Source organism: Corynebacterium lipophiloflavum DSM 44291, assembly GCF_000159635.1.
GTDB classification, from domain to species: Bacteria; Actinomycetota; Actinomycetes; order Mycobacteriales; family Mycobacteriaceae; genus Corynebacterium; species Corynebacterium lipophiloflavum.
The window spans coordinates 42,870-54,127 of sequence record NZ_GG667194.1 but is presented as its reverse complement, the minus strand read 5'-3'; the positions used below and the strand labels follow the sequence as shown (position 1 = coordinate 54,127).

Annotated in this window: 10 protein-coding genes; 6 read left to right on the top strand and 4 right to left on the bottom strand. The window is 65.5% G+C overall.

Annotated features, from left to right (window positions below; translation table 11 throughout):
* Window positions 1-11: 11 nt before the first annotated feature.
* Window positions 12-1,172 (bottom strand): glycogen synthase, encoded by a 1,161-nt coding sequence (gene glgA / locus HMPREF0298_RS08250; protein ID WP_040422953.1) that lies wholly within the window; start codon window positions 1,170-1,172, stop codon window positions 12-14.
* Between the two features lie 103 nt (window positions 1,173-1,275).
* Here glgA and glgC point away from each other — a divergent pair, with 103 nt between their 5' ends.
* Window positions 1,276-2,493, top strand: a complete 1,218-nt coding sequence (glgC, locus tag HMPREF0298_RS08245; RefSeq protein ID WP_006840697.1) for a glucose-1-phosphate adenylyltransferase — start codon at window positions 1,276-1,278, stop codon at window positions 2,491-2,493.
* On the opposite strand, the gene HMPREF0298_RS08240 is transcribed toward glgC, so the two are convergent.
* The gene (locus HMPREF0298_RS08240) at window positions 2,490-3,164 is read right to left on the bottom strand and encodes an O-methyltransferase (protein WP_040422951.1); all 675 of its coding nucleotides are present in this window, start codon (window positions 3,162-3,164) and stop codon (window positions 2,490-2,492) included. The two genes, glgC and HMPREF0298_RS08240, sit on opposite strands and share 4 nt — an antisense overlap.
* A gap of 129 nt (window positions 3,165-3,293) precedes the next feature.
* Here HMPREF0298_RS08240 and sigE point away from each other — a divergent pair, with 129 nt between their 5' ends.
* The 3 genes from sigE to tatB all read left to right on the top strand — a co-directional run bounded on the left by sigE (window position 3,294) and on the right by tatB (window position 4,810).
* Complete coding sequence (gene sigE / locus HMPREF0298_RS08235) at window positions 3,294-3,896, top strand: RNA polymerase sigma factor SigE (protein ID WP_006840695.1); 603 nt, start codon at window positions 3,294-3,296, stop codon at window positions 3,894-3,896.
* A 107-nt stretch (window positions 3,897-4,003) separates the two neighbouring features.
* Window positions 4,004-4,378: a hypothetical protein gene (locus HMPREF0298_RS12880; protein ID WP_006840694.1), complete on the top strand. Its 375-nt coding sequence runs from the start codon at window positions 4,004-4,006 to the stop codon at window positions 4,376-4,378.
* A 3-nt stretch (window positions 4,379-4,381) separates the two neighbouring features.
* Window positions 4,382-4,810, top strand: coding sequence for a Sec-independent protein translocase protein TatB (gene tatB / locus HMPREF0298_RS08225; RefSeq protein WP_006840693.1), 429 nt, complete (start codon window positions 4,382-4,384; stop codon window positions 4,808-4,810).
* Between the two features lie 11 nt (window positions 4,811-4,821).
* Here tatB and HMPREF0298_RS08220 read toward each other — a convergent pair whose 3' ends face one another.
* Window positions 4,822-5,955, bottom strand: coding sequence for an Mrp/NBP35 family ATP-binding protein (locus HMPREF0298_RS08220; protein ID WP_006840692.1), 1,134 nt, complete (start codon window positions 5,953-5,955; stop codon window positions 4,822-4,824).
* 84 nt (window positions 5,956-6,039) lie between these two features.
* Between HMPREF0298_RS08220 and HMPREF0298_RS08215 the strand changes: the two genes are divergently transcribed.
* Window positions 6,040-6,564, top strand: coding sequence for a YflT domain-containing protein (locus tag HMPREF0298_RS08215; protein ID WP_040422949.1), 525 nt, complete (start codon window positions 6,040-6,042; stop codon window positions 6,562-6,564).
* 28 nt (window positions 6,565-6,592) lie between these two features.
* On the top strand, window positions 6,593-7,357 hold the full coding sequence (locus HMPREF0298_RS08210) for a hypothetical protein (protein ID WP_157464440.1): 765 nt from the start codon (window positions 6,593-6,595) through the stop codon (window positions 7,355-7,357).
* An 85-nt stretch (window positions 7,358-7,442) separates the two neighbouring features.
* On the opposite strand, the gene HMPREF0298_RS08205 is transcribed toward HMPREF0298_RS08210, so the two are convergent.
* Entirely contained in the window at window positions 7,443-11,204 is a 3,762-nt protein-coding gene (locus HMPREF0298_RS08205; protein WP_006840689.1) for a multifunctional oxoglutarate decarboxylase/oxoglutarate dehydrogenase thiamine pyrophosphate-binding subunit/dihydrolipoyllysine-residue succinyltransferase subunit, read from the bottom strand.
* Between the last annotated feature and the right edge of the window lie 54 nt (window positions 11,205-11,258).

Here is an 11,258-nt window from a genome sequence, read left to right as displayed (position 1 = left end):
AAAAGTCCCTTTTAGATCAAGCTCTCGTAGATGTTGACGGTCTGGCGGGCGATGGTGTCCCAGGTGAAATCGGTTCTCGCGCGCTCTAGGCCCGCTGCGCCCATGCGCTGCGCCGTGTCCGAGTCAGAGGCAATCGCGTTGACGGCTTCGGCGAGGCCACACTCGAAGGCCTCCGGATCGGCCTCGTTGTAGTCCACCAAGGTGCCGGTCTCGCCGTCGACCACGACCTCGGGGATGCCACCGACGCGCGAGGCCACCACCGCGGTGTGGCAGGCCATGGCCTCTAAGTTGACAATTCCCAACGGCTCGTAGATCGACGGGCAGACGAACACGTCTGCGGTGGCGTACACCTCGCGGATCTTCTCCGCCGGAAGCATGTCCTGGACCCAGAAGATGCCGTCGCGCTGCTGCTGCAGTTCGTCGACCAGCGCCTTGGTCTCCGCCGCGATCTCGGGGGTGTCGGGCGCGCCCGCGCACAGGATCAACTGGATGTCGGTGTCGAAGCGGGAAGCGGCCTTGAGCAGGTGCGGCACGCCCTTTTGCCGCGTAATGCGGCCGACGAAGGCGACGACGGGGCGGGAGGTGTCCACCCCGATCTCCTCGGTGATGGTGGCATCGCCGGGGTACCAGGTGGCAGTGTCGATGCCGTTGAGGACGACGTGGACCTTGGAGTCGTCGATACGCGGGTAGGCCTCAAGGATTGATTTCTTCATCCCGGAGGAGACGGCGATGACGGCGTCGGCGTTTTCGAAGGCGTTCTTCTCCGACCATGAGGAGACGTCGTAACCGCCGCCGAGCTGCTCGCGCTTCCAGGGGCGATCCGGTTCCAGCGAGTGCGCCGTGGCGACGTGGGGGATGTCGTAGAGCAGGCCGGTGAGGTGGCCACCCATGCCCGCGTACCAGGTGTGCGAGTGGGCGACCTGCAGGTTCGAGGCGGCATCGGCGATGCGCAGCCCCGTCGACAGCGTCTTGATCGCGCCGTTGGCGTCCGTTAGCTTCGGGTCAACGCCATGGACGTAGACGTTGTCGCCGTCGCGCGGCTCGCCCATGCAGTGCACGTCAACGTCCACGCCGTCAATCTCGCGCATGAACCGCGTTAGTTCGGTGACATGGACACCAGCCCCGCCGTAAACCTCCGGCGGGTACTCCCGAGTCATCATTCCCACTCTCATGCCCGCCGAGCTTAGTGACGAAAATTCCCGCCTGCAGAAACCTCTAACGAACCGACGCCGTATCGGCTGCAGGATGACTGGGGTTTTAATAGGCTAAGAAGGTGTGAAGACACAGCCCAGAGTTCTTGCCATCGTCCTTGCGGGAGGCGAGGGGAAGCGCTTGTTCCCCCTGACAGCCGACCGCGCCAAGCCCGCCGTCCCCTTCGCCGGAAATTACCGCCTGATCGATTTCGTCTTGTCGAACTTGGTCAACGCCGGTTACATGCGTATCGCGGTGCTGACGCAATACAAGTCGCACTCGCTGGATCGGCACGTCGCCACCGCGTGGAACGTCTCCGGTCCCACCCCGCAGTACATCGCGTCGGTGCCCGCGCAGCAGCGCCGCGGCAAGCGCTGGTTCTCCGGCTCGGCGGATGCGATTGTGCAGTCGCTGAACCTGATTTACGACGACAAGCCGGACTACGTGCTGGTCTTCGGCGCTGATCACGTCTACCGCATGGACCCCTCACAGATGGTGGAAAACCACATCGCCTCGGGCAAGGACGCCACCGTCGCGGGCATCCGCGTGCCGCGCCACGAGGCGACCGCCTTCGGCTGCATCCAGGCCGACGCGGACGGCACGATCACCGAGTTTCTGGAAAAGCCGGTGGACCCGCCGGGCACCCCGGACGACCCGGGGGTGACTTTCGCGTCCATGGGCAACTACGTGTTCTCCACCGAGCCGCTGATCAAGGCGCTGCTCGAGGACGAGCAGAACGACGACTCGGACCACGACATGGGCGGCGACATCATCCCGTACTTCGTGTCCAAGGGCCAGGCCAACGTCTACGACTTCTCCGGCAACGAGGTACCGGGCGCGACCGAGCGTGACAAGGGCTACTGGCGCGACGTAGGTACCATCGACTCCTTCTACGAGGCGCACATGGACCTGATCTCCTCGCACCCGATCTTCAACCTCTACAACAAGGCGTGGCCGATCCACTCCACGGAGGAGGGCAACCTGCCCCCGGCGAAGTTCGTCCTCGGCGGGATCTCGCAGGAGTCCATCGTGGCGTCGGGCTCGATCGTCTCGGGCGCGACGGTGCGCAACTCGGTCGTTTCCACCGACGTGCTCGTTGAAGAAGGCGCCACGGTGGAGGGCTCGGTGCTGCTGCCGGGGGTGCGCGTGGGCAAGGGCGCGGTGGTGCGCCGCGCGATTCTGGACAAGAACGTCTACGTCTCCGACGGCGAGATCATCGGTGTGGACCTCGAGCGCGACCGTGGCCGCTTCACCGTCTCCGACAGCGGAGTGGTTGTCGTGGGCAAGAACGAAGTGATCTAGCGCTTCGTCACGAGCGTCAGGCCGCCGTCGAGAGGCAGTCGCGTGACGACGGCTCCCTCCGACGCCGCGAGCCCGTCCACGTCGTCCTCGGCGGCGCGGGCGGCGTCCGTCACGCGGTCGCGGCGGGTGGCGTCGGTCAGGGTGCCGTCGAGAAGCGAGCCGGCGAGAACGAGCGTGCCGCCGGTGACGAGCAGCGGCCACGCGGCGTCGATGACGGCGCTGAGTTCGGTGGGCTCCACATCCGCGTAGACCAGCTGGTAGGAGGCGGGCGCGAGACGGCTCATCACCTCGAGCGGGCGCGCGGTGAGAAACCTCCCGCGCGAGGCAGCGAACCCACTTGCGCGGAATGCCTCCTTGGCACTCGCCTGGTGTGCGGCCTCCGGGTCGATGCAGGTCACAGTCGCCTTCTGCGGCAGTCCGCGCAGGATGTACAAGCCCACAACACCCGCCGCGGGCGTTACCGCGACCGCGCCGTGGGGCGAGGTGGTCGCTGCGGCCAGCGTGGACAGCAACGAGCCGACGGCGGGTGACGGCAGTGCGAGGTTGTTCTCCTGAGCCTCGGTGCGCGCAATGTCGAAACCCTGCGCAATCTGCTCGGCGGTAGCGGCCGCGCCCGCGACGGGGCGGGAGGCGATGTAGGTGTTCATGGTCGTAAACGCTGTGTCAGTCACGGTCTCAATCCTATGCAACCCTGTGCGACCTCGTGGGGTTGGTGAGCCGTTAGCCATTTGTTACCTACTTTCAGGTATTCCGCAGCCGCTTTGCTGGCATTCGGAATCAATGCGTGCGAACATATATCCATGGATCCGCTGCACGACGCTCCCGACACGCTCACCGGCACCGCCGCCTTCGACGCGGGTGCGGGAGAGATGCCGTCGTGGGCGGAGCTGGTGGCCGAGCACGCGAACAGCGTCTACCGTCTCGCGTTTCGCCTCTCCGGTAACCAGCACGACGCGGAGGACTTAACGCAGGAGACGTTCATGCGCGTCTTCCGCAGCCTCAAGAGCTACCAGCCGGGCACGTTTGAGGGCTGGCTGCACCGCATCACCACGAACCTGTTTTTGGACATGGTGCGCCACCGCGCGAAGATCCGCATGGAGGCCCTTCCGGAGGACTACGAGCGCGTCCCGGGCACGGATATGACGCCCGAGCAGGCGTACTCGGTGTCCAACCTTGACCCGGCGCTGCAGACTGCGCTCGATGAGCTCAGCCCCGACTTTCGCGTTGCGGTGGTGCTGTGCGACGTCGTCGGCATGACGTACGAGGAAATCGCAGCCACACTTGGCGTGAAGATGGGCACGGTGCGCTCGCGCATCCACCGCGGGCGATCGCAGCTGCGGCGCAGCCTGGAGACCCAGGCGGCCAGCGACGAGTCCGCGAAGGAGCTAATCCGCGTCCGCTAGACGGGCGCGAGCGGCGTGGCCACTGGCGAATTCTCGCATAAATGCGTTGAATGGGGGAAAAGGTACACACGCCACTTCAATGAACCGACGCGCGAAGGAGCAGCCCCATGGCGATTCACACGCCCGGCCCTGCGCCGCGGAAGAAAAAGGGGTTTTTCTCGACGGAACACCTCAGCCCCGAGGCCGTGGCCGCTTTCGCGGACCAAGAGCTTTCCGAAAGCGCGCTCCACCGAGCGCGGGTGCACGTTGTTCTGTGCGAGGAGTGCCGCGCCGAGGTCAACCACCAGCGCGCCGCGGCTGAGCACCTGCGCTGCTGCAACGCGGACGACTCCGTGCGGGCACCCCGATCGCTGGTGCAGAAGCTGGCCGAAATGCCCGAGAACAGCCTGCATGAGCAGCCCCGCAGTCTGCGGCCGGTGTCGGAGCTCGTCGAGGTTGCATACCGCGCGCTGTGGGGCCGCGATAGCGGAGGTAAGCTGTAAGCCGTGTTCTCCAGCATCGGATGGGGCGAGATATTTTTCATTCTCGTCATCGGATTAATCATCATCGGCCCTGAGCGGCTGCCCGGGCTGATCGAGGACGTGCGCGCCGCCATTTACGCGGCGAAGAAGGCGATCAACAACGCGAAAAAGGAACTCGACGGGGAGCTCGACGCGTTCGAGGAGTTCCGCGAGCCTTTAAACACCGTGACCCAGTACGCGGCGATGGGTCCGCGGCGAGCGATGGCGAAGGTGCTTTTCGACGGCGACGAGCGCTTCTTCGACGAATTTGACCCTCGCAAGCAGCTCGATGACACTCCCGCGGTGCCGGCCCAGCCAGCGAACCCGGGCCCGCGCCCGAAGCCGGCAGGATCGACCCGGGTGGACGCCACCGAGAAGCGCGGGGGCGACTTCTCCTGGGCTGACATCACTTAAAGCCCGGTTGCTTAGCGCGGGTTGACGCCCAGCCCCTTGCCCACGAGCGAGGTGCGGCGCGTCTTGAGCTTGGCGGCAATCTCAGCGATCGCGCGCGCGGCGGGGGAATCCGGGTTAGAGATGACCACCGGGTTGCCCTCGTCGCCGTGCTGTCGCAGCTGCGGGTCGAGCGGTACGGAGCCGAGCAGCGCGACGTTGTCGGTGTCCGTCAGCGCGCTGAGGCGCTCGGCGACCTGTTCGCCGCCGCCCTCGCCGAAGACGTTGAGCACGCTGCCGTCGGCAAGCACCATGCCCGACATATTCTCCACCACTCCCGCGATTTTCTGCCCTGTCTGCTGGGAGATCGTGCCGGCGCGCTCAGCGACCTCCGCGGCGGCGGCCTGCGGGGTGGTGACGATGAGCAGTTCGGCGTTGGGCACGAGCTGGGCCACCGTGATCGCCACGTCGCCGGTGCCCGGCGGCAGGTCCATGAACAACACGTCAAGATCGCCCCAGTAGACATCGCTGAGGAACTGTTGGATGGCGCGGGTGAGCATCGGCCCGCGCCACACGATCGGGGCATTGCCCTCGACGAACTGCCCCACGGAAATGTGGCGCACCTTGTGGGCAATCGGGGGCATGATCATCTCGTCGACGACCGTGGGCGACATGTCGGTCGAGCCCATCAACCGCGGCACGGAGTGGCCGTAGATGTCGGCGTCGAGGATTCCCACGGTCAGCCCCTGCGCGGCGAGGGAGGTTGCGAGGTTGACCGTGACGGAGGATTTGCCCACCCCGCCCTTGCCGGAGGCGACGGCGAAGACGCGGGTGAGCGATTCCGGCTCGGCGAAGGGGATCGTCGGCGTGGTCTGCTCGCCGCGCAGCTTGAGGCTTAAGGCGCGGCGCTGCTCGTCGCTCATCGTGTGCATGTGAACGTCCACGCTGCCCACGCCGTCGAGCTCCTCGAGCACGGCGCGGGTGTTGGAGGCGATGGTGTCGCGCATGGGGCACGCGGCGATGGTCAGGTAGATGCCGACGGAGACGTCCGCGCCGTCGATCGCGATGGATTCGACCATGTCGAGCTCGGTGATGGGTTTACCGATCTCGGGGTCGTCCACACGCGAGAGCGCTTCGCTGACCTGGTCGTGGGAAAGTGAGGTAGACATTTGCTAGCAAGTATAGGCAGTCGAGCGCCCGTGCTTATCGACGCCCTCCCCGCCCGCGCCGCGCCGTGGCGTAATGTAGTTCCTATGACAACTTCGCATTCTTCTACTTCGAACCGCAACCTTGCTACTGCCCGCCAGCGCCCCGCCGGTTGGCCGGTTGGCTCCTTCGATACCTACGAGCAGGCGCAGCGCGCTGTCGACGGCCTGTCCGACCGGAAGTTCCGCGTCGAGGACCTCTCGATTGTCGGCGTGGACCTGATGCAGGTCGAAAACGTCACCGGACGCTTGACGTGGCCGCGCGTTCTCGGTGCCGGCGCCCTGTCCGGCGCATGGCTGGGCATCTTCATCGGCCTCATCTTCGCGCTCTTCGCACTGCCGGGCACCGGGTGGATCATTTTCCTGTGGTCGATTCTCATCGGCGCGATCTTCGGGGTCATCTTCGCCGCCGTCGGTTACGCGCTCACGGGCGGCAAGCGCGACTTCTCCTCCATGACCACGATTGTCGCCGGGCGCTACGACATTTTGTGCGATCCCAACTCCGCGCCCCAGGCGCGCGACCTGATCGCCGAGATGAACATCGGCGCCGTCCCTACGGGGGAGGCCCAGTAGAACACCGGCGGCGGGTAGGATAACCCGCATGCCACGCTCTGCACGGACGTACACCACTTCAGCGGTGGCGGTAGCTTTAGGCACCGCCGCCGCTTTCGCTATGGCCGCGTGCTCGCCGTCTGCGGAGGGGCAACGCGGCGACGACTTCGTTATCGCCGTCGCCCCGGACTCGGTCGAGCAGGCCATCTTGGGGGAGATTTACCGGGTGCTGCTCGAATCCGTCGGGCACCCCGCCGCCGTGACAGTGGTCGACGAGGCCGCAACAGATCCCGCCGTCGACCTCGTGCGGTCCGGCCAGGCGGACATGGCCATCGCGTGCACCGGGACGTTGCTGTCCCAGATCAACCCCCAGCTCGCCGAGGAGGCGGCCGCGGACATCGCCCACGATGACGCCGCGGGCGACCTCAACGACGACACTGTCTCCGAGACTGTCTACGAGTACGCCGTGGGCTCCTTCCCGGGCGACGTGATGACAGTCGATCCTTCACCGGCCCAAGCGTGCGCCCCAGAGGGCGAGGAGCCGGGGGAAGGGCCGCTGCCAACCAACGTGATCCCCGTGTTCAACAAGGCCGAGCTCAACCGTGGCCAGCTCAACCGCCTGAACTTTGTCAACCGCGTGCTCGCCACGGAAGACCTCACCACGATGATCGATGAGGTCGAGGGGGGTGAAACGGTGCGCAAAGTCGTGGCCGAGTGGATGCTGCAGCGCACGAAGATCACCGTGGACACCCAATCGGAGGACGAGGGCGATACAGGCGAGTCCGACAACGTTATCGAGCAGCCACCGATGTAGGAATCACAATCGGGCCGCGCCCGGCGTTCTCCATGGCGCAGGAGAAGCGGGGCGCGGCCCGGTTGCGTGCGGGAGGTAGTCCGGCTTAGTCGGCGAAGGCTTCGTCGATAAGCTGCTGCTCCTCCTGCTGGTGCACCTTGGCCACGCCGGTGGCGGTGGTGGACTGGGAGCGGCGCGACACGCGCACCATCTCCGGCATGTTGTCCACGAAGTTGCGCAGGTGCTCGCTATAGAACGGCCACGGGCCCTGATTGGCGGGCTCGTCCTGCACGAAGCGGATCTGCTTCGCGTTGGGGTAGTTGGCAAACGCGTCGGACAGGCGGTTGAACGGAATCGGGTGGAGCATCTCGATGCGGATGATCGCGACATCATCGCGCTTGTCCTTCTGGCGGCGCTTGTCCAGCTCCCAGTAGATCTTGCCCGAGCACAGCAGGATAGTGGTCACCTTGGAGTGGTCGGCGCCGTCGACCTTCTTGTTGCCGCGGGCAACGAAGAAGGGGTCGTCGATGACGGATTGGAAGCGGTTGACCTCGATGAAGTCGGCCGGCTGGGACACGGCCGCCTTGTTGCGCAGCATGGACTTCGGGGTGAAGATGATCAGCGGGCGCTTCATGTCCCCGAGGGCCTGGCGGCGCAGCAGGTGGAAGTGGTTGGCCGGCGTCGACGGTTGGGCGATCGTCATGGAGCCCTCCGCGACGAGCTGCAGGAAGCGCTCGATGCGCGCGGAGGAGTGATCCGGGCCCTGGCCCTCGTAGCCGTGGGGCAGAAGCGAAATCAGGCTCGAGAGCTGACCCCACTTGGTCTCACCTGAGGAGATGTACTCGTCGATGATGGTCTGACCACCGTTGGCGAAGTCGCCGAACTGCGCCTCCCACGCCACCACGGCGTCGGTGTTGCCCACCGTGTAGCCGTATTCGAAGCCAAGGCCGGCAAACTCAGTGAGCGCCGAATTGTAAACGCCGAAGCGACCGCCGTTGTCCGCCTCCTGCGCGTTGTGGTCCAGCGGGTTGAAGCTCTCGCCCGTCTCCGGGTCGTAGAGCACCGCGTGGCGCTGGGTAAACGTGCCGCGCTGGGAATCCTCGCCGGCGAGGCGGACGAACTTGCCCTCCTCGGCGAGCGAGCCGAACGCGAGAAGTTCGCCCCAGCCCCAGTCGATGTCGCCCTCGGTGAGCGACGCACCGCGCTTCTTCAAAACGGAGTTCAGCCGCTTGTTCGGCGTGAAGTCCTCCGGCAGGTTGGCGTAAGCCTCGGCGAGCCGCGCGAAAGTCTCCTCGGTGATGTTGGTGTCCAGCCCGCGGGTCAGGCTCTGCGCCTCCGTGATGCCGGTCTGCTCGCTCGGCTTGCCCTCATTCGCCTTGACATCGGAGAAGACCGAGTCAAGCTGGTCGTGGAAGTCCTGGGCGGCGATCTCGGCCTCGTCGGCGGTGATGTCGCCGCGGCCGATGAGATCGTTGGTGTAGCGGGTGCGCACCGACGGGTGGGACTGGATCTGCTCGTACATGAGCGGCTGGGTTACCGTCGGGTCGTCGGCCTCGTTGTGGCCGCGCAGGCGGTAGCAGATCAGGTCGATGAAGACGTCCTTGCCAAACTCGCGGCGGTACTCCGTGGCCAGCTGGGCGACCCAGGCGGCAGCCTCGGGGTCGTCACCGTTGACGTGGAAGACCGGGCAGTCGAAGCCCTTGGCCAGGTCGGTGGCATAGTAGGTGGAGCGGCCCGAATCAGGGGTGGTGGTGAACCCGATCTGGTTGTTGACCACAATGTGGACGGTGCCGCCGACGGAGTAGCCGGGCAGGTTGGACAGGTTCAGCGTCTCCTGCACCACACCCAGGCCGGCGAAGGATGCGTCGCCGTGAAGCATCAGCGGCACGATCGGGTGGTCGGTGCGGCCCTGGCTGTGGCGCAAAAGGTCGTCCTTGGCGCGCGCGATGCCCACCATGACCGGGTCGACGGCCTCGAGGTGGGAAGGGTTGGCGGCCAGGGAGACCTTGATCTCGCCGTCGCCGAACATCTGGATGTGCTCGCCCTCGAACCCGAGGTGGTACTTCACATCGCCCGAGCCGCCCTGCTGCGCCGACTGCATGTTGCCCTCGAACTCGTTGAAGATCGTCGAGACCGGCTTGCCGACGATGTTGAACAGCACGTTGAGGCGGCCGCGGTGCGGCATGCCGATGACAACCTCTTCGAGGCCCTGGCCCGCGGCGGTGTCGATCACAGCGTCCATCAGCGGGATCAGCGTCTCCGCGCCCTCGAGCGAGAAGCGCTTCTGGCCCAGGTATTTGGTCTGCAAAAAGTTCTCGAAGGCCTCGGCGGCGTTGAGCTTCTGCAAGATGTACTTCTGCTCCGCGCTGGTCGGCTTGGGCATGCCCGCCTCGATGCGGTCGCGCAGCCATTCACGCTCGTCGCGGTCGAGGATGTGGGTGTACTCGGCGCCCACGTGCAGGGTGTAGGCGGCGCGCAGGCGCGAAAGCACCTCACGCAGCGTCATCGTCTCCTTGCCGCCGAAGCCGCCGACGTGGAAGGTGCGGTCTAGGTCCCACAGGGTCAGGCCGTGGGTTTCCATCTCCAGGTCGCGGGAGTCCGGCTTGGGCAGGCCGGGCTGCTCCCAGCGCAGCGGGTTGGTGTCCGCGATGAGGTGGCCGCGGGAGCGGTACGCCTCGATGAGCTGCATGACGCGGGTGTCCTTGTTGACGCCCGAGTTGGGCAGGTCCTGGGCCCAGCGCAGCGGCGAGTAGGGGATACCCATCGCGTGGAAGATGTCGTCCCAGAAAGCGTCGTCGATAAGCAGCTGCGAAATCGTGCGCAGGAATTCGCCCGACTCCGCGCCCTGAACCACCCGGTGGTCGTAGGTGGAGGTCAGGGTGACCAGCTTGCCCACGCCGAGCTCGGCGAGGCGGTCCTCGGAAGCGCCGGCGAACTCTGCCGGGTAGTCCATCGCGCCGACACCGACGATGGTGCCGATACCCGTGGTCAGGCGGGGAATGGAGTGGCGGGTGCCGATGCCGCCCGGGTTGGTCAGCTGGATGGTCACACCCGAGAAGTCGTCCATGGTGAGCTTGTTGTCTCGAGCGCGGTTGACGATGTCTTCGTAACCGTCGACGAACTTATCGAAGCTGAGTTTCTCGCACTCCTTGATGGCGGCGACGACGAGCGCGCGGCTGCCGTCTTTCTGCGGCAGGTCGATAGCCAGGCCCAAGTTGATGTGCTCCGGCTGGACCACGAAGGGCTTGTTGTCTTTGACCTTGTAGTTGACGTTCATGCCCGGGTGGAGCTGGGCGGCCTTCACAATGGCGTAGCCGATGATGTGGGTAAAGGAGATCTTGCCGCCGCGGGTGCGCTTGAGGTGGTCGTTGACCAGCGCGCGGTTTTCAAACATGAGCTTGACCGGCATGTCCCTCACGGACGTTGCCGTCGGCAGCGACAAGGACTCGTCCATGTTCTTGGCAATGGCCTTGTAAATGCCCTTGAGCTGGCGCTCGCCCGGCTCGACGCTAACGTCCGCGATCTTCTGCAGCGGGGACTGCTTCGGCTTCGGAAGAACCTTGGAGCGCTTCGAGGCAGCTTCGGCAGCGGCCTGATCCACCTTGGTTTGGCGGCCGTCCTGGCTCGGTGCGCCGGTGGTTCTGGCCACCTTCGGGTCCGTCTTTTCGCGAGACTCCTTCGCGTCGCCGGCCTTCGCGGGACTCGGCGCGGGGGAGACGTTTTTGTCACCAGTGGCGGTCTGCGGTGCCCCGTTACGCTCGAAGAGTTCCCGCCATTCCGGGTCCACGGAGCTGGGGTTCTCCCGATACTGCTGGTACATTTCGTCGACCAGCCAGTCATTTTGCCCGAAAGTACTGTCGCTGCTCACGGCAGGTTCTCGCCTCTCTTCATTGTTTGATTGCGGTAACTTTTATCGACTCTA